Consider the following 22,519-nt stretch of genomic DNA (forward strand, 5'->3'; position numbering starts at 1 on the left):
ATTCAATTTCCCTTTCTCTCACCAAACTATCAACCCAATGAAAAAACTCTTATTTATGGTCATTCTGCTCATGACTAGCTTGTTGCAGCAAGCTGTCGCGCAGGATCGGACCATTACTGGCCGGGTTACGGACCGTGCTTCTGGCGAAGGCTTGCCAGGCGTAACAGTACTTGTGAAGGGTACCTCTACTGGAGGCTCTACCAACTCTGAAGGTGCTTTTTCCATTAGCGTACCGGCTTCCGCTACCACATTGACCTTCTCTTCTATCGGTTATGTGAACGTTGAGCGGGCTATTGGAACTGAGTCAGTTATCGATGTCAGCTTAGGCACCGATACCAAGCAGCTAGGCGAAGTAGTCGTAACGGCTCTGGGTCGTACCGAGGAAAAAAGGTCTTTGGGCTACTCAGTGCAAGACGTTCAGGGCGATGTATTGACGCAGGCTCGTGAGTCAAACGTGGTTAACTCACTCTCAGGCCGCATAGCCGGTGTGTCAATCAACAATAGCAATGGTGGTTCACCTGGTAGCTCGTCGCGTATTGTTATTCGCGGCAACCGCTCTATCACTGGTAACAACCAGCCGCTATTCGTAGTGAATGGCTTACCTATCGATAACTCTAACTTTGATGCTGCGAACGGCAACGGCGGCGTAGACTACGGCAACGCTGCTTCCGACATCAACCCCGATGACATTGAGTCGATTACGGTACTGAAAGGAGCTAACGCTGCTGCACTTTACGGCTCACGTGCTGCCAACGGTGTTGTCTTGATTACCACCAAATCAGGCCGTAAGCAGCAAGGCTTAGGTGTTAGCGTAAACAGCACGACTACTTTTGACTCTGTTTTAAAGCTCCCTGACTACCAGAATGAATATGGTCAGGGTAACGGTGGCGAGTTTGAGTTCGTTGATGGCGCTGGTAGCGGCACAAACGATGGTTCGGACGAAAGCTGGGGCCCACGCCTCGATGGCCGCCTGATTCCACAATTCAACTCACCAGTTGATGCCGCTGGCAACCGTACTCCCACTCCTTGGGTAGCTCACCCAGACAACGTACGCGACTTCTTCCGTACGGGCCGTACCCTGAACAACAACGTTTCGTTGTCGGGCTCTTCAGACAAGGCTAACTTTCGCCTCTCTTATACTAATCTGGACCAGACTGGTATCCTGGAAAACACCTTCCTGAAGCGTAATACCGTCTCTGTGAATGGTGGTACTGATATCACGAAGAAATTCAAAGTGTCGACTGACATTACCTACACCCAGAACCGTGGCCGTCGTCCTGGCCTGGGCTACGATGCTCAAAACGTAATGCAGCAGTTCAACTGGTTTGGTCGTCAGGTTGACATCTCCGAGTTGAAGGACTACGAGCGTGATGGTGAGAAGTATAACTGGAACTACAACTACCACAACAACCCATACTTCACCCTAAACGAAAACACCAATGATGATCGGCGCGACCGCATCAATGGCCAGCTTTCGTTGACTTATCTGTTGACTAACTGGTTGAGCGTAACAGCCCGTACCGGCAATGACTTGTATTCAGAGAAGCGTCAGCGTCGTATTGCTGTCGGTGACATTGATAATCCTCGTGGCAGTTATGAGGAAGATGAGTACTACGTAAATGAGCGTAACTCAGAAATTCTGGCTACGGCTAACAAGGACGTGTCGGAAAATTTCAATATTGACTTTGCTGTTGGTGCAAACCGTCGTGATAATAAAGTTGAGCGGATCAGTGGTCGTGCTCCCGAACTAGCTGTACCTGGGATTTATACATTGGCTAACTCAGCTATCCCTACGCAGCCTTCTAGCCTGGACAACAGATTGCGTGTAAACAGCGTCTACGGTTCGGCTAAATTAGGCTTCAAAAACTTCGCTTTCCTTGGCGTAACAGGTCGTAACGACTGGTATTCAACCCTGGCCGATGCAAACAACAGCCTCTTCTACCCTTCTGTTGATGGTAGCTTAATTGTAACCGAAGCTCTAGGTATCCAGAATTCGGTGTTGTCGTTTGCTAAGCTGCGTGCCAGCTATGCAGAAGTAGGTAACGGTGGTCAGGATCCGTATCAGCTTGTAAACACCTTCCCTTTCAACACCCCATTCGGCAGCAATCCAGCTATTACGGCCAGCAATGACTTGCTCAACCCAGACTTGCGGCCTGAGCGTACGCAGTCACTGGAAGCAGGTATTGAAGTGCGTTTCGTACAGGACCGCATCGGCTTGGAACTTACTGGCTACGACACGAAATCTGTTGACCAGATTTTCAACCAGCTCGTTTCTTCTTCAACAGGTTTCGCAACCCAACTGGTAAATGCCGGTGTTATTCGTAACAAAGGCATTGAAGCTATTTTGAATGTTGCTCCTCTAACCCCTGAGAGCCCATTCCAGTGGAATCTGACGGCTAACTTCGCCCTGAACCGCAATAAGGTGGAAGAACTGAATGGTGAGCTTCAAACTCTCGTGCTAGGCCAGCAGTGGAATGCCAACGTAGAGGCTCGCGTAGGTCAGCCTTACGGTGCTTTGTTTGGCAATGGCTTCCTTCGCGTAGAAGAAGGTGAATACAAAGGTCAGATTATCAATGATGCTACTGGCCGTCCTAGAATTGACCCAACCCGCAAAGTATTGGGCAATGTAAACCCAAACTGGACTGGTGGTATCAGCAACTCTTTTAGCTTCAAAGGCGTCAATTTGAGTGTTCTAGTCGATACTCGCCAAGGCGGTGATGTTTACTCTGTAAGTAATACCTGGGGTAACTATGCTGGCACGTTAGAGAATTCGCTCCGTGGCCGTGAGAATGGTATCATTGGTGAAGGTGTAATCGCCAATGCCGACGGGACCTATCGTCCTAACGATGTAAGCCGCAATGCTGAGAGCTACACCAAGCGTTACTATAGCAATAGCGTAGCTGAGTCGAGCATCTATGATGCTTCTTTCGTGAAGCTCCGCGAAATCAAAGTTGGGTATCAGTTGCCAAAGGGTTTGATCAGCAAAACTCCTTTCAGCACTATTGGCTTATCTGTAGTTGGTCGTAACCTGGCTATCCTTCAGTCTAATGCGCCCAACATTGATCCCGAGACTTCTTTCAGCAGCGGCAACGCCCAAGGTTTGGAGTTCGGCCAGATCCCTTCAACGCGCAGCATCGGCTTCAACGTAAACCTCACGCTGTAAGGAATCAAAAATGACTGATTGTTGTCTGCGTTTTGCACATTACAACGATTAGCTACCACTCTTAAAATCACAGCTTATATGAAATTTTCTAAGTATCGGAAGTTAGCTCTAATTGTGCCCTTTACCTTTGCATTGGGCGCTTGTGAGAAAGGCTTCGAGGATATCAATAAGAATCCTAACGTAGCAGAAGTCGCTACCCCGGCCTTCGTATTGACCAATGCTCTCGAGTCAACAATCGACCGTCAGTTCGGGGTAGAAGCCAGCATGGATGGTGGTGACATCATCGTTCAGCATATGGCGAAGATTCAGTATCCTGATGAGGATGCTTACTTCTTCCGTACCACCACTTACCAGAACATCTGGAATGGCTTCTATTCCCAAGGTCTGGAAGACTTCACTTCCATCGTACGGCTTGGTCAGGAGCAAAAGAACCCTAATTATCAGGCGGTGGGTCTGATCATGCGCTCTTACACTTTTTCGCTGCTGACGGATATCTATGGGGACATTCCTTACTCGGAGGCTTTGCGCCTCAAGGAAGGAATTGTGGCTCCGAAGTACGATAAGCAGCAAGATGTATACAAAGGCATTCTGGCTGAGTTGGACCAAGCTTCTAAGCTTATTGATCCATCGGGAAGCGCCATCGCTGGCGACATTCTCTTCAATGGCAATATGTCTCTATGGAGGAAGTTTGCTAACTCTTTGCGTTTGCGTTTAGCGATGCGCATCATCGACGCAGACAGAGCAACTGCTGAGCCTATCATCAAAGAGGTTCTTGCCAGTCCTGCTACGCTTATTCAGAGCAATACGGAAAATGCACAACTGGTTTATCGTGGTTCAGCTCCGAATAACAACCCCATCAACGAGAACCGCAAAACGCGTGACGATCACCGGGTAAGTAAGACGCTCGTAACTAAGCTCACGGTGTTGAAAGACCCACGCTTGGCCATATTTGCTGAGAAGCCAGATGCTGGCGGCGATTATGTAGGTGTGCCTAATGGAATTGACGCAGAGACGGCCAATGGCTTGGGCTTGTCTAAGACTTCGCGCCTTGGTGCTTACTTCACCCGCGCTGAAGCTCCAGGTGTACTGATGACTTATGCTGAAGTTCTTTTCTTCCGCGCTGAGGCTATCGCTCGTGGTATTGTTGCAGGTAATGCTGCCACTACTTATAATGACGCTATCCGTGCTTCTATGGACCAGTTCGGTATTAGCGCTACTGCTACTACTGCTTACTTAGCTCAGCCATCAGTTGTTTACAATCCTACTAACTATAAGGAGAGCATTGGCAACCAGAAGTGGATTGCATTATTTCAGCAAGGTTTGGAAGCTTGGTCGGAGTATCGTCGTTTGGATTACCCAAATGATTTGAAGCCCGGTCCAGAAGCCGCTTTGGCCAAATTGCCAACCCGCCTCCGCTACCCCGGCAATGAGCAGTCGGTAAACCTGACGAACTATAAAGCTGCAGTAGCTAACCAAGGCGCTGACGCTTTGACTACTAAGCTTTGGTGGGATAAGTTCTAATCTTTCCCTCTTAAAAAAGCCCCCCAGACTTCTGGGGGGCTTTTTTTGTGTGGTTACTATCCTGTCTTAGTAGTGTTTGGGGCGGGCTGAGTCAAACCCAAAATATTTGTCCGTAAATTTCACGTTGTGCTGTTGCTCCAGATAGAATTGCTTCTCTCTCCCTTATGTATTTCTCCTTTCAACACGTTGCGGTTCATTACCGGACAAAGACATATCAACTGATAGGACTTTTTGGCGCGCTCAATCTGCTAGGCATTCAAGCAGTTAAGGCGCAGAAATCAGTAACCTACACCGAGCATATTGCTCCGATTATCCAAACCAGCTGTATGCCTTGCCACAAGCCTGGCGGAGCAGCCCCTTTCTCCTTACTCACCTTTCAGGATGTAGCACGACGGGCACGCACCATTCAATCGGTGACGCAAAGCAGGTATATGCCTCCTTGGAAGGCCGACCCGCACTATGTTTCCTTCGCCAACGAACGGCGGCTAACCGACCAACAGATAGCGCTGATCCGGCGGTGGACGGACACTGGCACTAGTCGCGGCCCTGAAGTAGCACGCGCAACTCCCGCGCAAACGATCGAAAAAGCCCCCCAGCGTAAACCTGACTTGATTTTACGGCCTAAAAAGGCCTTCGCGATTCGCGGCAATGGAACCGAGAACTTTGTCATGTTCAAGATTCCGTTTGAGATACCTGCTAATCAAAACGTGCAGGCCGTGGAATTTGTACCTGGTAATCGTGCTCTTCTGCATCACGCGAACTATGCCGTGCAATCGGTAGGAACTGAGCTCGATATCAACGCCGGTCAAGACTATGTATTGTCGGATCAGTTCCTTACCAATTTGCAGGAGTTCCAACCCTTTATGCAGAATGTGGCCTATTATGGGGGCTGGATACCTGGTGCAAGCAAACAGGAGTTTCCAGCGGGCATAGGCTTCACGATGCCCAAGCGAGGTGTCATCTTACTCACCGCGCATTATGGGCCTTCCAGTACCGATACCACCGATTGGTCTCAAATTAAGCTCTACTTTACCAAGACCCCAATTAAGCGCGAGATTCAGGCTACCAGCATCGGTTCTGGTGGCTTAGGCACCATTGAGCCACCGCTGGTTATTCCAGCTGATAGCGTTAAGAAGTTTCGGGTACAGCTAAAGGTTAGCACTGATCTATCCTTGCTGTATGTCTGGCCGCATATGCACTTGATTGGCAAAGCTTTTAAGGCATGGGCCACTACTCCGGACGGGGAAGACATCCCTTTAGTTAGTATTCCGGAATGGGACTTTCGGTGGCAGGAATCTTACCAGTTCCGACACTTAACGCTGATTCCCAGAGGGTCAGTTATTCAAGTGGAAGGCACTTATGATAATACGATTAACAATCCTAGCAATCCTTTTTCGCCCCCCAGAACCATTATCTCGCAGGATCTGATGGAAAGCCGTAGCGAAATGCTAAACTTAATAATGCTTTTTTTACCCTATGAGAAAGGCGACCAAGAAAAACGAATCTGATAAGACAATAGCCTTAACGCTTTATAAATGTCTCCCTTTTCTGTAGTATATATTTAGAAAGAGATGATTTTGATACTCTATAAATACAATACTCAACAAGTCATTTTCTACGAAAAAAAGATTAAAAATGTTGTTTTAAACAATTCATCGCTATTTTTAGCAAAGCAAAAGTTAAGTTTCACATTTCTTCTTACCCAAATCTTCTTTGCATGAAAAGAATCTTACTCATGAGCATATTGCTCATGTTCACCTTGCTACAGCAAGTCACGGCCCAAGACCGAAATGTATCGGGAAGGGTCACAGATCGTCAATCAGGGGAAGGTTTGCCAGGTGTAACGGTATTGTTAAAGGGCACCAATAATGGTATTTCAACTAACTCTGACGGTACTTACACGCTAACAGTACCTGGCACAGGCGGCACCCTAGTATTCAGCTCTATCGGCTATATTCAACTAGAGCGTCAGATTGGTACCAACAATGAACTGAATGTAGCATTGGCCGGCGATACCAAACAGCTTAGTGAAGTAGTGGTAACTGGTTATGGTACGCAGGAGCGTCGGGACGTAACGGGCTCTATCTCTTCCGTTAAAGGCGAAGAAATAGCTAACCTAGCTACTCCCAGCTTTGACCAGCAGTTGGCTGGCCGGGCAGCCGGTGTACAGGTAACTACTCCCTCAGGCATTCTGGGTCAAGCACCCCGGATTCGGATTCGTGGCACCAACTCTATCTCTTCGGGTGCTTCACCACTGATTGTTGTTGATGGTATCCCGGTTATTACGGGTAGCCAAAGCGGAGTAACTCCGAACAACCCTTTGGGTGATATTAACCCAGCTGACATTGAATCTTACGAAGTACTGAAAGACGGCTCAGCTACAGCTATCTACGGTTCGCGGGCTGCCAATGGCGTTATTCTGATTACCACCAAGAAAGGTAAGTTGGGCAAAGCTACCATCAGCTATGACAACTGGTTCGGATGGGCGAAAACGACTAAGCGCTACGACGTACTAAACGCGGAGCAATTCATTGAAATCAGCAATGAGAAGTACGCCGCAGTTGGTGAAAAGCCTCAGGCTTTCCCTTTCGAGCGCAATGGGCAGAATGTAAGCACCGATTGGCAGGATTTGATTTTCCGCACGGGCTTCCAGCAAAACCACGTAATATCCATTGGCGGAGCTACGGAGAAAACCAACTACTACTTCTCGGCCGGCTACACCGACCAGAACGCTGTTATTCTGGGCAACTCGTTGAAGCGGGCTACCTTCCGGGCTAACCTGAATCAGGAAGTAACCAAATGGCTGAACGTAGGGATGAACGTAGGTTTGACCCGCACAGAAAACGAGGGTTTGAATACGGGCCGCAACAGCTTGTCGGGCAACGTACTCAATGCCTTATCGGTATTCCCGAACGTACCTGCCCGTAACGAGGATGGTACTCCCTACATCAGTACTGTCAACCCGGCTGTAATTGGGCAGGGCAACAACACGCAAGGTATTTCCTTCAACTACACGAACGTATTGTTTGCGCTGGACAACAACGTATTTAATGCTACCAACTACCGTATTCTGGGTAATGTGTTTGCTGAAGTACAGCCCTTGGAAGGCTTGCGTCTGCGCACCCAATACGGCACGGACGTGTTCCTGAACGACGACTTCCAGTTCCTGGATCCTCGTCACGGTGATGGTCGCGGCTCGAATGGCATCGTATTCCAGCAATTCGGTCCTACGGTTCGTTGGAACTGGCAGAACACGATTGCTTACGATAAGCAATTCGGCGACGCGCACAAGATAGGCGCAGTGGTAGGTTTGGAATACCAGAAAACCCGTGCTCAGTCATTTTCCGCGACTGGTTCTGGTATCTCGGATCGTTATTTTGGCACGAACAACATCATCACTGGCACCCTGGCTACCCCTACTATTGGTGGCGGCTTCGGCGAGAGTGGTCTGGATTCTTACTTTGCCCGTGTTAACTACGGCTTTAAAGACCGCTACTTGCTCAGTGCTACGGTTCGTAACGACGCTATTTCGTCGCTACCCGAAGCTAATCGTCGTGGCACGTTCCCTGGTGCCTCGATCGGCTGGCGCATTTCGCAGGAGCCTTTCTTTAAAAGCTCAGGCGTTACCAGCGTTCTATCTGACCTGAAGCTACGCGCCAGCTACGCTGCGGTTGGTAACGTTGAAATCGGTAACTACCCTTACGCCAGCTTATTTGGCCCTGCTAAATACGGTTCGCAAAATGGTATTGGCTATAACATCAATGGTCAGTTTGGTAACCAAGACCTGAAGTGGGAGTCATCGAAGAAACAGGATATTGGTCTTGACCTTGGTTTCCTGGACAACCGTTTCACGCTGACGGCTGACTACTATCAGAACAACATTGATGATCTGATCCTGTTCGTGCGTACGCCTCTGTCGTTGGGTGTTCCCAACAATGGTTATAACGCTAACATTGGCCGGATGCGCAACGAAGGCTTCGAATTCGCGCTTAACACGCAGAATATCAGCAACGAGGACTTCAACTGGACGACCAATATCAACTTCGCCACGAACAAAAACGAGGTATTGGAGCTGAACGCCCAGGACAACAACGCTGACTTGCTATTCACCTACAACGTTACTCGCGTGGGCGAATCAATCGGTTCCATCTATGGCTACGATTTCCAGGGCGTAAACGCGGCTAATGGCAACCCCATCTACCGCAAGCGTGATGGCTCATTGGTACAAGGTAATATTGCTAATAATGCCTACTACGCGTACGATCCGAGCAATCCAGGTGCAGAGATTATTTTCGGTAACGCCAATACGGCGCTGAACACCCCCAGATCATCTTTGCTGGCTAACGAGGACCGCTTTATCCTGGGAAACTCTAACCCAACTTGGTTTGGTGGTGTGAATAACTCATTCACGTACAAAGGTCTTGATCTAGCAGTGTTCTTCCGCTTTTCGGGGGGCAATAAGATCATGAACGTGACGCGTCAGCAGTTGCTGCGCATGGAGTTTTTGAACAACGGCACCGAGATTCTGGACCGCTGGACGACGCCTGGCCAGCAAACGAACGTGCCCCGTCTGGAGTTTGCTAACTCGGATTTCATTAACCTGAACAACGCTTCGTCCAGCCGCTTCGTGGAAGATGGTGACTTCCTGCGCCTGCAGAACGCGACGATTGGCTACACGCTTCCCCAGCGCTTTGCTGGCTTCGCTGCTCTAAGCCGTTTGCGCATCTACGCCCAGGCCCAGAATATCTTCACTATCACGGGCTACAAAGGCCTTGATCCGGAAGTAAACGCGAACGGCGACACCAACTCGCAGGCTGGCATTGACTTCAATGGCAACCCGCAGCAGCGCGTGTTTACGGTGGGTCTGAACGCAGCCTTCTAAACTTTAACTACTCATGACTAATCGAATTTTGAATTGTTTTGCCCCCCGCCAGACCCGTATGCTGGCGCTGACTTCGTTCTTGGCACTGGGCTTGGGTCTGAGCGCCTGCGAGGTGACTGATCTAGAACCCCAGGATAGCGTTGCTGAAGGAACTGCTTTTGAGGACGTTGCCAAAGTCAATTTGTCGGTGGCTGGCTTATACAACGCGGCTCAGTCGGGCTTCTATGACCCTCTGAACGGTACTGGCCTAGCTGTTCGAGGCTATCCTTTTGGAGCGGCTGCCACCGAGCTGGACGATATTCGCGGCGCTGATGTGGTCGATCTGGCTGGTTTCTTTGGTATCGTCTATGCCAACACCATCACGTCGTCGAGCCCGAACGTGGTGAACATGTGGTCAACGCTCTTTGCCTTGATTAACCAGTCCAACGTGGTTATTGAAGGCGTACGAGCTGCCGGCACTGCCAACCTGATTCCAGCCGCTGACGCCGCTGCATTTGAAGGGGAAGCCCGTTTCCTGCGGGCTTTAGCCTACCATGAGCTGCTGCTGCACTTTGCCAAGCCATACGCTGACGGACAAGGTAGTAACCCCGGCGTACCAGTACGGGATTTTGCTATCAACAGCACCACCACGGTGGAGCGAGCCAGAGCGCAGACTCGAAACACGGTGGCTGAAGGCTATACCCTGATGCTGGACGACCTGAAGTTTGCGGAGGATAATCTGCCGGCTACTCGTACGGGCGGCGTCGCCAACCGGGCAACACGCGCTACCAAAGGTGCAGCCATTGCCCTCAAGCAGCGGGTTCTGCTACACCAAGGCAACTATGCTGCCGTAGTAACGGAAGGCGCGAAGCTGATTTCGGGCACGACTAGCTTCACCAGCCCGATTGGTGGCTTCGCCCTCACGGCTACTCCCTTGGCGGCTTTCCCCGGTATTGCGGGCGCTACTGTTGAGAATATTTTCTCGATTGAGAATAGCTCAGACGATAACCCGGGAGTCAATGGTGCTTTGCCTTCGTTCTTCGGTTCCAGCTCCCCACCTCCCGTAGGTCTGAACGGACGCGGCCTGATTGCCATCAGCCCTAACCTATACAACGCCAGCTTTTGGACTTGTACCGATTTGCGCCGCACCCAACTGCTGCAAGCGTCCCCCGTCCGGTATTTCAGCTTTAAGTACAGGGATGTAGCTACCGGAAGCGACTTTGCACCTATTATCCGTTATGCGGAGGTGCTGCTAAACCAAGCTGAGGCCCAAGCCAGGGTTGGCAATTCGGCCCAGGCACTAGCTTTGCTGAATGCGGTTCGCAACCGGTCGGTAACAACGACTGCTGATCAGTATACGGCAGCCTCCTTCCCTACCCAAATTAGCTTGCTGCAAGCTATTCTCAATGAGCGTCGTATTGAGCTGGTAGCAGAAGGCTTCCGCTGGGATGACATCCACCGTCTGGTGTTGGATCCTAACTTCACTTCAGGTGGAGTTCCCCGTAAGTTTTCAGCTGCCCAAGCTGTCATCGCGAACTATCGGTGCGGAGGTGCACCCATTACCGTAACAGGTAGTGTCGCCCCGATTCCCTACACGGACCCGCGCTTTTTATGGCCCATTCCGGCTATTGAGATTGCCAACAATCCGAACATAGCGCAGAATCCTGGCTATTAATTGATTGAAGCATAATAAAAAGCCCCCCAGAGTATTCTGGGGGGCTTTTTTGCTTTAGTGAGCTTAATGAAAAACGTTTGAATAAGTCCTAGTAAAACAGATCCTCATTATATGACTTTCTCAAATACTGACTGTACATTTTTTTACATAAAGACAGTTGGATCTTACCATAAAAATACAATTGGTGTGTAATTATAAGAATATATGGCTTATTTGAAAAAATTTCATGTTACTATGATATTATCTTACTTGATTTCTAATTACTTTAGCTAGACACTCACCTTTTTTCATTAATCAATCTATTGCATGAAAAAAATCTTACTAATGAGCTTTTTGCTCATTGTCACCCTGTTGCAGCAGGTGACAGCCCAAGACCGAAGCATATCTGGCCGGGTCACAGACCGGCAAAGTAATGAAGGTCTGCCGGGAGCGACCATTTTAGTAAAGGGAACATCGCAAGGGGTATCCACCAATTCAGATGGTTCTTTCACGTTGAGCGTTCCAGCTAATAGTAACACGTTAGTGGTGAGCTCGATTGGCTTCGTCACGCAAGAAGTAAAGCTTACCACCAGCAATCAGCTCAGTATCACGCTGGCTGCTGACAACAAGATGCTTAATGAGGCAGTAATTGTTGGTTATGGCAGCCAAGAGCGCGCTGCAGTAACAGGGGCTATTACCAGCGTAAAAGCCGACGAGTTCAAGAACACACCTATTGTTAGTGCTGACCAAGCACTGCAAGGTCGTGCTCCTGGTGTTCAGGTTACCCAAAACTCTGGTACGCCAGGCTCAGGTATCGCGGTACGTGTTCGTGGTTCGTCCTCTATCTCAGCGAGCAATGAGCCGCTGTATGTAGTAGATGGTATTCCGATCAACACAGGTAGCTATACTAACATCGGCACCGGTGGACAGCAAACGAACGCTTTGGCTGACCTCAACCCAGCTGACATTGCTTCTATCGAAGTTTTGAAAGATGCGGCTTCCTCTGCTATCTATGGCTCGCGTGCCTCGAATGGCGTAGTAATTATAACGACGAAGCGTGGCAAGGCCGGCAAAACGAAGGTTAACCTGAATTACTACACTGGTGTTCAGAATGCCTGGAAGAAATTGCCTGCTCTTTCCGGACAAGAGCAAACGGAGCTGTTCCTAGAAATGATGCAGAACCGCTATCCACGCAATGCGTCTGGGGAGATTATTGTACCCACAGTAAGCGCAACTCCTTTTCGCAGCTACGCCGACGTGGCTGCTTATTTCTTTAGTGATGCCGGTGCCGCAATTCGCAGTGGCCAAGTAGTAACCGTCGATAACGGAGATGGTATCCGCGACGTAGCTGGTTTTGAAAATCCCTCGTCTGTTCCGAGTACCAACTGGCAGGATGAGATTTTCCGTACTGCTTCTATCAACAACTATGATTTGTCTCTGTCCGGGGGCAGTGACCGCACGCGCTTTCTGCTGTCAGGCACCTACTTTGACCAAGACGGTATTGTCATTGGGTCAAGCTATAAGCGGGGTAGTGGCCGCCTTAACCTCGACCATGATCTGAGCGATAAAATTCGCATTGGTACAAGCTTAGGACTCAGCCGTTCCATCAGCAGCCGAATTCAGAACGATAACAACATCAACGGAGTAGTAAGTACAGCTATTCTTGTTGCTAGTGATATTCCTAAGTTTAAAGCAGATGGTACGTATGCCAAAGATCCAGGTGCTTCCACTGAAAACCCAATAGCTGCTGCCCGCGAGCCTTTTCTGGAGGCTGTTAGCTCTCGCCTGATTGGCACTACGTATGCTGAATTTGAATTTATTAAAAACCTGCGCTTCCGCACCACATTTGGCTTGGACTACCTCACCTTCCGTGATGACCAGTTCAACCCAACTACTACCAACACTGGTGCTGGCACAAACGGACGAGCATTTAGTGGTTATCGGCAGGACGCCAATTTTAACGTCGATAACATCTTCACGTACTCCAAGACGTTTAACGAAGCACATGACCTTTCGCTGCTAGCTGGTGTTAACTATCAGCAGGACCGTTTCTCAGAGCTTTTTGCTATTGCGACCAACTTCCCCGGCAACGAGATTCGCGCCCTGTCGGCTGGTTCGCAGAAAACTGACGCCTCTAGTGGTGGAAGCGAATGGAATTTGTTCTCGCTTATCTCACGGGTAAACTATGGCTACAAAGGCAAATACTTGCTTTCTGCTAGTGTTCGCCGTGATGGCTCGTCTCGTTTCGGAGCTAACAACCAATACGGTATATTCCCAGCGGGCTCTATTGGATGGCGCATTTCTGAGGAGAATTTTATGGATGGCTTCTCCAAGCTCAGCGAGCTTAAGCTGCGGGCTAGCTACGGCCTAACAGGTAACTCAGAAATCGGAAATTTTGCCTCACGCGCCCTCATTGGCTCGGGTGCTAACTACGCTGGCCTGGCTGGCTTGGCCCCAACACAGTTGGGCAACCCTGATCTAAAGTGGGAGCGCACATCACAGGCTGATATCGGTCTGGACATAGGTCTCTTCAACAACCGAGTTACGTTTATTGGTGATGTGTTCTTCAAGAAGACGAACGACCTGCTCCTAAACCTACCTTTGGTATTCGATACTGGTTTTGGAGGCTACCAATCCAATATTGGTAACATTGAGAACAAGGGTCTAGAACTAGCCTTGACAACAGTAAATATTGCAGCCAAGCAGCCAGGCGGATTTGAGTGGACCAGCAATTTCAACATCTCTCTCATTCGCAATAAGGTAACTAAGCTAGCTGGACCACCAGCAGGGCAAGGTTTCGCTAGCTGGCTGGCTGAGGGCTTGTCGCTTGGCTCCTTCCGTGGCTACCAGACCGACGGTATTTTTCAGACACAAGAGGAAATCGACGTCCTGAATGCAGCTGCAAGAGCCGCAAATACTCCTACCTCTGTGTATCAGACTACTTTGACTCGCCCTGGCGACATCAAGTTCAGAGACATTAACGGTGACGGTATCATCACCGCTACTGACCAGAAAATTTTGGGTAGCGCTCAGCCAAAATCGTTTGGAGGTCTGACTAACACTCTTTCTTTCAAAGGATTTGATTTAACTGCTTTCATTCAATACTCTTACGGCAACAAGATTTATAACAATACAAAGTCTTTTTCTGAGGGAATGAATGGGGTATTTGGTCAGACGGGCGGCGTGCGTGACCGTTGGACGCCCACTAACACGAACACCGACGTACCACGGGCCGTTTTTGGCGACCCTAACGTCAACCGTCGTACTTCGGACCGCTTTATTGAGGATGGCTCTTATGCTCGTTTAAAGAATTTGCAATTAGGCTACAACTTCAGTAACGCTTTGGTAAACCGGGCTAAGCTAAGCTCCTTGCGCTTATACGTGCAGGCGCAGAACCTGTACACTCTTACCAATTACTCAGGGTTTGATCCGGAAGTGAACACCTTCAGCGGCAGTGCTACGGCACTGGGAACTGACTTTCTTGTTTTCCCACAGGCGCGCACCATCACTTTTGGTGTTAATCTAGGCCTGTAACCCCCCACTCTGACTTCGTATGAAACATATACTGCTTACAAGAGCCCTCGCTGCATCGCTCCTCTTCTCTCTAACTGCCTCCTGCGAAAAAGTTCTGGAAACAGAACCTTTAGCTTCTCTCCCTGCTGACGAAGCCTATACCACCCGTCAAGGCATAGAAGCTGGTTTGGTGGGCATGTACAGTTCCTTATCAGGAGCCAACTATTATGGTTTGCGCTATCCTACTTTTGCGGATATGGGCGCCGATAACATCCTGTGGCGTGGCACGTTTCCAAGCTTCCAACAAATCTTTCAGAATAATATTCTGCCGGATAATGTAGAGCTTAGTAACATGTGGAATTCCATCTACATTTCAATTAACCGGGCCAACTACATCATTGATGCCGCTGAAACGTTTAATGACCCAGCTTATAATAAAGTAGATGCCATTGGACAAGCGCGTGGCCTTCGGGCCTTCCACTACATGAATCTATTGGGTTATTGGGGTGGCTCACCGGACGGCTATGGTAAAGGTGGCTTAGGCGTGCCTTTGCGGCTTGCACCAACCTTGTTGACAACTGAAACGGCTCCCATTCCACGCTCCTCAGAGCAAGAGATAATTGACCAAGTAAATGCTGACTTTGATTTTGCTATTGCCAACCTAGGTAATGCTGGAAACAAAGGCTTTATGTCCAAAAATGCTGCTATTGCCCTAAAGGCGCGGTTTGCATTGCGCAACGGCAATTACCAGATGGCGGCTGATTTGACGAATCAGTTGAAGAGTACTACTGGTACATATCCATTAGCTCCAAACTATGCTGATCTGTACTTGCTAAAGAACCAAACAGAATCGATTTGGGAGTTGCAGTTCAACGCAGTTAATACTAACTCGTTTGCTTTCTTCTGGTACCCAACTGCGAACGGTGGCCGAAATGAGCTAGACCCTTCAGGAACCCTCCTGAATGCACACGAAACAGGTGACAAACGCTTACCGGTGAATACGGTGACGGCGGCTACTGTGCCTGGTGCTCCCGTCGTGGGTATTACGCAAAAGTACACTCGCGTATTAGGTGATGATAACGTCATCATGGTTCGCTACGCAGAAGTCGCTTTGATTCGGGCTGAAGCTTTAGCTCGGTTAGGTACAAACAATACAGAGGCTTTAACTTTGCTGAATAGTGTTCGGTCGCGTGCGGGCTTAGCTGCCCGTGTAGGCTTGACAGGTGATGCGCTTATCACCGCTATTCTGCGGGAGCGCCGGGTAGAGTTAGCGCACGAAGGTCATCGTTGGTTCGACCTGCGTCGTACGAACACCGTAGCTTCTACGCTTTCTGGCTTCACCCAGCCCTTCCGCAACCTCTGGCCAATTCCTCAGCGTGAGACACTGAACAGTGTGGTAAATAATAGATCTGTGATTGAGCAGAATCCTGGTTATTAGAGTTCAGGATTTTTTGCCAAAAAAAGCCCCCAGAGTTTCTGGGGGCTTTTTTAGCACTACCCACTAGGGTAACCTGTACACCAAGGTCGCAGACATAGCAGCCAATCAACTCAGTTAAAGCGAGGCTAGAATCTTGCGGGCGACTTCTACCGGATCCGCGAGCTTATCCTCGGTGTGAAAAGCCACGAATTTGTCTACCTCGCTAAACTGCCGGTTATCAGTGCCGCGAATCTGTTCCTGCATGCCAGTGTCCAGTATCCCCGGTGAAATAGTTTGAACGCGCACTCCTGTCCCTCGCAAGTCCTGCTCCTTTTGAATGGCGCGTGATAATGCATCGAGGGCGGCCTTAGAGGCGGAATAAGCGGCCCAGCCATCTACGGCGCGCTGGGCCGCCCCGCTACTGATGTTGAGGATAGTGCGCGGGCAGGTCATGCCGGCGTATTTGCCCAGGAAGGTGTTCATGAGCATGGCGGGCGCTACCAAGTTCACATCGAAGGCGAACGTGAAGTGCTCATTGGGCAGCTCGCCCACGTAACCGATTTGGCCCAACACCGCCGCATTATTAACCAGCGTGATACTGGATGCATCGGGCTGGGGGGCAAATACCTTATACAAATTGGCCTCTACGGCCACGATATCCGATAAGTCGAGAGGCTGATGCTGGTAGCGGGCATGTTCAATGGTGGCATGGCGCGAAATCCCCAGCACCATCGTATCGGGTTGGCGCAGGATTTCTTCGGCCAGCGCTTTGCCCAAACCCCGGCTCGCGCCAGTGATGATGTAATAATGCATGGCATATAGAAAGTGAAGATGAGACCGTCGAATGAAGTTATTATACGAGCAAACCAGACCTAGAGGAAACCCTAACAAAAAAGGCGGCTCTGAGAGCCGCCTTTTTGTTATAGTGCTTAAGCTGATGGATAGATTAATAATGCGGCTCTACCAATAATCAGAGAATATACTGCGACAAATCGCGGTTGCGGACCATATCACGCAGGCGCTCTTCCACCAGCTCGCGGGTAATCAGAATGTGAGCGTTGGCACCAATGCGGTCGGGAACATCGAACAGGATGTCATTAAGTAAGCGGCTCATCACCGTGTGCAGGCGTCGGGCACCAATATTTTCGACTTCTTCGTTTACCTCAAAAGCTATTTCGGCTACGCGCTCCAAAGCGGCGTCATCAAAGGACAGCTCTACTTCTTCGGCTATCAAAAGCGCTTCATACTGCTTGGTGAGAGCATTCTTAGGCTCTTTGAGAATGCGGAAGAAATCGGCTTTGGTGAGGCTTTGCAACTCTACGCGGATGGGAAAGCGACCTTGCAGCTCGGGGATGAGGTCGCTGGGCTTGGCTACGTGAAATGCGCCGGCGGCAATGAACAGGATATGATCGGTGTTGATGACGCCATACTTGGTGCTGACGGCCGAGCCTTCCACGATGGGCAGCAAATCGCGCTGCACGCCTTCACGGCTGACGTCGGGGCCACCGCCCCCACTTTTGCCATTGCGGCTGGCTACTTTATCAATCTCATCAATGAAGATAATGCCGGCGTTTTCGGCGTTGCGGATGGCTTCGTCCTTCACTTCATCCATGTCGATGAGCTTAGCCGCTTCCTCATCGAGCAGAATTTTGCGGGCTTCGGCAATGGTCACCTTGCGCTTCCGGGTTTTCTTGGGCATCATGCTGCTGAGCATATCCTGCAGGCCAGCCATGGAGGCTTCGTCCATGCTACCAGGCCCACCCACTACCCCGATGCCGGGCGTGTTATTCTGCTGAATCTTAATGTCGATTTTACGGTCGTCCAGCTCGCCGGCCCGAATTTTCTGGCGGAATTTCTCGCGGGTACGCTCATTTAGCTCATGGTCGCTTTCGGGCATAGCGTTTCCCTCACCATCGAAGCCCACGGACGGCTTGCTTACCGTAGTGGAGGTGCTGGAAATAGGCGGAATAAGCGCATCCAGAATAATATCTTCTACTACCTGCGCGGCCTGCACTTTCACCTCTTCCTTGCGGCGCATCCGCACCATGTTCACCGATTGCTCCACCAGGTCGCGCACCATGCTTTCCACGTCGCGGCCCACGTAGCCGACTTCGGTAAACTTGGAGGCTTCCACTTTGGTGAAGGGCGCATCGGCGATGCTGGCCAGGCGGCGGGCAATTTCCGTCTTGCCCACGCCCGTCGAGCCAATCATGAGAATATTGTTGGGCACTATTTCACGCTGCATATCGGCGGGGGCATGCAGGCGGCGCCAGCGGTTGCGCAACGCAATAGCCACATGGCGCTTGGCGTCGTGCTGGCCAATGATGTATTTATCGAGTTCGGCCACTATCTGGGCCGGGGTAAGGAAAGAAGCTGATTCAATCATGGGATAAACGAAACGTGGGCCGGTGTAAAACCCACAGGTGGGAAATAGGGCTGCTGGGTGGGCGTGGGAAGTTTATACGGTGTGCTAACCGGTTAGGCTAATGACGTTACTCTGCTTACCAAACGAGTTACTTCAGGAAAAGTATGGCGCTAACTTATTACACCGACCGGTCAAGGGCTGAATGTTAAGGCAAATAAGACGGTCTTATAAGGATCTGATAATGACGTCAATTACTATTGCGCTTATTAAAAAGCGAGTCCAGATTACGGGCCACGGTAAAATAGTTGGCTGCTCCCGAAGCGTGATAATAGGCGCGGGTATAGTCGAGCTGAAACTCGCTGATGCGCAACATTGCCCCGAAGCTCAACCCGGCCCCAGCCGAGGTATTTTCAAGGCGTAACTCCCGGCGCTGCAAATGATTGTAGCCCGCCCGCAAGTGAAAGTTCTTGCTGAACAACAATTCGCCCCCCACCACAAGGTGGCGGGCAATTTTGTCGCCCAGCGTCTTTTTAGGCTTGATTTCCTCGCCATTATCGTCGAGCTGCCCGCGCTGGTTTGGGTCGAGATAAACGATGTCTAACTGCTGGAGATGATGCGCCGTGATGGAAAGGCGCAAGGGCATATATTCAGGCTTGAAGGATGCGCCAAGCTGCACGTCCAGCGGCATAGGCTCACGGTCGGCTCCGGCGTAGGGCTGGAGCTGATAACCGACATTGCGCACCGTGAGACCTACCGTAAAATCCTGCGTTGGGTGTTTAAAAATGCCCCCCACATCGGCCAAAGCGGCCAGCGAATGATTACCGGCAATACCGGACACGGCCAGCTTGAGCGTGCCGGCGAGCGTGAAGTTGCCGCTGGTGTAGCCATCCGATACGCCCAGCGCGTACTCATTTACCGAGAACTCACCCAAACTAGTGCCAACGGCATCAAACTGCTCGAACCGGCCGTAGTTCAGATACGTGAGCCCAATGCCAAATCGGCCCAACGACTTGGTATTGAAGACGTAAGCCGCCGTACTTTGCTTGATATCAGACAAATAATCAACGTAGCCGAGCGCCAGGCGGCCGTCCATGTCGGCGTTGAGTAGGGCGGGGTTGCCATAAATCATGGTCGCGTCGGCGTCGCGGGAGCTGACGTTGACGCCGCCCAACCCGGCCAGCTTAGCGCTGGGGGGCAAATTCAGGAAGGTGAACGCCTGCTGGCCTCCAATCTGCGCTGCCGCCGGCTGGCTCAGCAGACCAGCTAGCATCAGAGCAGGCCACACAAGACATACGCGGCTGACTATGGAACAAATCATCGCCCTAAGTTACAGCTTGGGGGGCGTTGAACGGAAAGTAGCGCGAACTTTTAGTTCGCGTATTGTTAAGCCAATTAGCTTGGGGGGCATTTTAACAGCGTCAGCAACGACGCGCGAAGCGGAAGCTTCGCGCTACAAACAACGACTCCCCAAGCTCCAGCTTGGGGATACAAGTCTACGATACTTCTACGCTCGGGCCATATAATACCGGCGTAGGCTCGTCGCGCACCGTGAGCTTAATGGGATTGGCTACCAACTCGTCCAGCAACGCTACCTTCAGCACATCGTCGACGCGCGCCGCGTAGTGAATAGTTAAGTCCTTAAGGTACTCAGCTGAAATCTCCTGAATGTCTTTGCGATTCTTGTCGCAGAGAATCACGTCCCGGATTCCGGCGCGCTTGGCAGCTAGTATCTTTTCCTTGATTCCGCCCACCGGGAGCACTTTACCGCGTAGGGTAATTTCGCCCGTCATGGCCAGGTGCGAACGGATTTTACGTTGTGTAAATACGGAGGCGATGCTGGTGAAAATAGCAATACCCGCGCTCGGGCCGTCTTTGGGCACGGCGCCCTCCGGGAAGTGAATGTGCAGATCATATTGATCAAAAAGGCGGTAGTCGATGCCCAACGAGTCGGCGCGGCTGCGCAAATACGACAAGGCAGTCACGGCCGACTCCTTCATCACGTCGCCCAGCTGCCCGGACAGCGTCACCTTGCCACGGCCACGACTCAGCAGGCTCTCAATAAAGAGAATATCACCCCCTACCGACGTCCAGGCCAAACCCGTCACGACGCCGGCCGTTTCGTTGTCCTGGTATTGGTCGCGGTCGAAAATGGCGGCGCCCAGAATGCGGCTTACGTCTTTCGGCTCCAGTATGGCGACATGCTCTTCCTTCAGCGCTTTGCTTTTGGCAATGTTGCGGGCTACAGATCCAAGCTTACGCTCCAGGCCACGTACCCCCGACTCACGGGTGTAATCATCGACTACGCGCTGCAAAGCGGGCTGCGTGATGCTCACGTCTTTTGGCGTCAGACCATTTTCGTGGAGTACTTTCGGCCAGAGGTGCTTTTTAGCAATCTGCGTTTTTTCTTCCAGCGTGTAGCCTGTCAGGTCAATGATTTCCATCCGGTCACGCAGGGCCGGATGAATAGTGTCCAAGGCGTTAGCCGTGGCAATAAACAGCACCTTCGACAGATCATACTCTACCTCCAGGTAATTATCGGTGAACGTGGAGTTCTGCTCCGGATCGAGCACCTCCAGCAGCGCCGCCTGCGGGTCGCCGCGAAAGTCGGCGCCTACTTTATCAATCTCATCCAGAATAATAACCGGATTAGAAGCACCGGCCTTCTTGATCTGGGCAATAAGACGGCCCGGCATGGCGCCCACGTAGGTTTTGCGGTGTCCGCGAATCTCGGCCTCATCGCGCACGCCGCCCAGGCTCATTCGCACGTATTTGCGGCCCAATGCCTGGGCTACCGAACGTCCCAAAGAGGTTTTGCCCACGCCGGGAGGACCATAAAGGCACAGAATAGGCGCCTTCATATCCTGCTTGAGCTTCAGCACGGCCAAATACTCAATGATGCGGTCCTTTACCTTTTCCAGGCCATAGTGGTCCTGGTCAAGAATTTTGCGGGTACGCTTCAGATTGAAGTTGTCTTTGGTGTACTCCGACCAGGGCAGATCGAGCAGAAACTCCACGTAGTTCACGCTCATCGGGTACTCCGCCGCCGCGGGGTTTACGCGACTAAGCTTATCCACTTCCTTAGCGAAGTGCTTGGCAACGGCTGGGGGCCATTTTTTATCCTTGGCACGGGCGCGCATCTTCTCTAATTCTTGGTCGGGGCCATCAAAGCCCAACTCATCCTGGAGCACTTTGATTTGCTGGCGCAGGAAATAGTCGCGCTGCTGCTGATCGATGTCCGTATGAACCTTGCTCTGGATTTCGTGCTTTATTTCCAGGAGCTGAATCTCCTTCAGCATCATTTCCAGCAGGCGCGTGCCCCGCTCCACCCCGTCATTTATTTCCAGCAACTTCTGCTTCAAGCCTACCTCCACGTTGATATTCGAGGAGAGAAAATGCGTAAGGAAAGCGGGCGACTCGATATTGTCCAGCGCTACCTGGGCCTCCTGCGGAATTTCGGGGTTGAGCCTGAGCATCTTGGCCGCTGCATCTTTCAGCGACGACACCAAGCCTTTTACTTCCTTAGAGGCCTTGTTAGGAAATGTTTCGGGGAAGTAGCTGACGCGGGCCGTCAGATAAGGGCTGTCCTGCTGCTCTTCTTCCACTTTAAAGCGGCTTTGGCCCTGAATGATGATGGTCGTGTTGCCATCGGGCAGCACCAACAGCTTCAGGATGCGGGCCATGGTGCCCACTTCGTATAGGTCGGCGAGCGTTGGATCGTCGCTTTGGGTATTCTTTTGGGCCAGAACGCCCACAATTTTACTGCCCCGATACGCTTTGCGCACCAGGCGAATACTCTTTTTGCGCGTCACGGTGACGGGTAGCACCACGCCTGGAAACAGCACCGTATTGCGCACGGGCAATAAGGGCAATACTTCGGGCGCATCTTGCCCGGAAAGGACCTGATCGGGATCAGTAGCAATGATGGACACCATCTCGGCGGGATCTTCAGCCATTAGCAAAACGGATGATTTGGGACGGCGAGAATTGCGGTTTTCACTCATAATAATACAATCGGGGAAAGCTGG

General features: G+C 50.9%; 11 protein-coding genes. 7 read left to right on the forward strand and 4 right to left on the reverse strand.

All coding sequences use genetic code 11. The annotated features are described in order from the left end of the window. Positions 1–37: 37 nt before the first annotated feature. The 7 genes from MKZ35_RS11400 (at position 38) to MKZ35_RS11430 (ending at position 16,150) form a co-directional block, all read left to right on the forward strand. Positions 38–3,163 carry a SusC/RagA family TonB-linked outer membrane protein gene (locus MKZ35_RS11400; RefSeq protein WP_482513407.1) on the forward strand — a complete coding sequence of 1,042 codons (3,126 nt, stop codon included), beginning with the start codon at positions 38–40 and terminating at the stop codon, positions 3,161–3,163. A gap of 78 nt (positions 3,164–3,241) precedes the next feature. Next, the gene (locus MKZ35_RS11405; RefSeq protein WP_482513408.1) at positions 3,242–4,684 is read left to right on the forward strand and encodes a SusD/RagB family nutrient-binding outer membrane lipoprotein; all 1,443 of its coding nucleotides are present in this window, start codon (positions 3,242–3,244) and stop codon (positions 4,682–4,684) included. Positions 4,685–5,010: 326 nt separating this feature from the next. Further along, the gene (locus MKZ35_RS11410; RefSeq protein WP_482513409.1) at positions 5,011–6,192 is read left to right on the forward strand and encodes a cytochrome c; all 1,182 of its coding nucleotides are present in this window, start codon (positions 5,011–5,013) and stop codon (positions 6,190–6,192) included. A 209-nt stretch (positions 6,193–6,401) separates the two neighbouring features. Next, positions 6,402–9,566 (forward strand): SusC/RagA family TonB-linked outer membrane protein, encoded by a 3,165-nt coding sequence (locus tag MKZ35_RS11415; protein WP_482513410.1) that lies wholly within the window; start codon positions 6,402–6,404, stop codon positions 9,564–9,566. A 13-nt stretch (positions 9,567–9,579) separates the two neighbouring features. Further along, entirely contained in the window at positions 9,580–11,220 is a 1,641-nt protein-coding gene (locus tag MKZ35_RS11420; RefSeq protein WP_482513411.1) for a RagB/SusD family nutrient uptake outer membrane protein, read from the forward strand. Positions 11,221–11,526: 306 nt separating this feature from the next. Beyond that, entirely contained in the window at positions 11,527–14,733 is a 3,207-nt protein-coding gene (locus tag MKZ35_RS11425) for a SusC/RagA family TonB-linked outer membrane protein (protein ID WP_482513412.1), read from the forward strand. Positions 14,734–14,752: 19 nt separating this feature from the next. Next, complete coding sequence (locus MKZ35_RS11430; RefSeq protein WP_482513413.1) at positions 14,753–16,150, forward strand: RagB/SusD family nutrient uptake outer membrane protein; 1,398 nt, start codon at positions 14,753–14,755, stop codon at positions 16,148–16,150. A gap of 114 nt (positions 16,151–16,264) precedes the next feature. Here MKZ35_RS11430 and MKZ35_RS11435 read toward each other — a convergent pair whose 3' ends face one another. The 4 genes from MKZ35_RS11435 to lon all read right to left on the reverse strand — a co-directional run bounded on the left by MKZ35_RS11435 (position 16,265) and on the right by lon (position 22,447). Then, positions 16,265–16,942 (reverse strand): SDR family NAD(P)-dependent oxidoreductase, encoded by a 678-nt coding sequence (locus MKZ35_RS11435; protein ID WP_482513414.1) that lies wholly within the window; start codon positions 16,940–16,942, stop codon positions 16,265–16,267. Between the two features lie 157 nt (positions 16,943–17,099). After that, complete coding sequence (gene hslU / locus MKZ35_RS11440) at positions 17,100–18,515, reverse strand: ATP-dependent protease ATPase subunit HslU (protein WP_482513415.1); 1,416 nt, start codon at positions 18,513–18,515, stop codon at positions 17,100–17,102. 226 nt (positions 18,516–18,741) lie between these two features. Then, the gene (gene porQ / locus MKZ35_RS11445; RefSeq protein ID WP_482513416.1) at positions 18,742–19,779 is read right to left on the reverse strand and encodes a type IX secretion system protein PorQ; all 1,038 of its coding nucleotides are present in this window, start codon (positions 19,777–19,779) and stop codon (positions 18,742–18,744) included. A 208-nt stretch (positions 19,780–19,987) separates the two neighbouring features. Then, on the reverse strand, positions 19,988–22,447 hold the full coding sequence (gene lon / locus MKZ35_RS11450) for an endopeptidase La (protein ID WP_482513417.1): 2,460 nt from the start codon (positions 22,445–22,447) through the stop codon (positions 19,988–19,990). Positions 22,448–22,519: the final 72 nt, after the last annotated feature.

The sequence above is a fragment of the Hymenobacter sp. R533113 genome, assembly GCF_056835965.1.

Bases quoted from the DNA above. Each gene is read 5' to 3' on its own strand.
- MKZ35_RS11400 (WP_482513407.1), top strand. From the start codon at position 38: ATGAAAAAACTCTTATTTATGGTCATTCTGCTCATGACTAGCTTGTTG.
- MKZ35_RS11405 (WP_482513408.1), top strand. From the start codon at position 3,242: ATGAAATTTTCTAAGTATCGGAAGTTAGCTCTAATTGTGCCCTTTACC.
- MKZ35_RS11410 (WP_482513409.1), top strand. From the start codon at position 5,011: ATGCCTTGCCACAAGCCTGGCGGAGCAGCCCCTTTCTCCTTACTCACC.
- MKZ35_RS11415 (WP_482513410.1), top strand. From the start codon at position 6,402: ATGAAAAGAATCTTACTCATGAGCATATTGCTCATGTTCACCTTGCTA.
- MKZ35_RS11420 (WP_482513411.1), top strand. From the start codon at position 9,580: ATGACTAATCGAATTTTGAATTGTTTTGCCCCCCGCCAGACCCGTATG.
- MKZ35_RS11425 (WP_482513412.1), top strand. From the start codon at position 11,527: ATGAAAAAAATCTTACTAATGAGCTTTTTGCTCATTGTCACCCTGTTG.
- MKZ35_RS11430 (WP_482513413.1), top strand. From the start codon at position 14,753: ATGAAACATATACTGCTTACAAGAGCCCTCGCTGCATCGCTCCTCTTC.
- MKZ35_RS11435 (WP_482513414.1), bottom strand. From the start codon at position 16,942: ATGCATTATTACATCATCACTGGCGCGAGCCGGGGTTTGGGCAAAGCG.
- hslU (WP_482513415.1), bottom strand. From the start codon at position 18,515: ATGATTGAATCAGCTTCTTTCCTTACCCCGGCCCAGATAGTGGCCGAA.
- lon (WP_482513417.1), bottom strand. From the start codon at position 22,447: ATGGCTGAAGATCCCGCCGAGATGGTGTCCATCATTGCTACTGATCCC.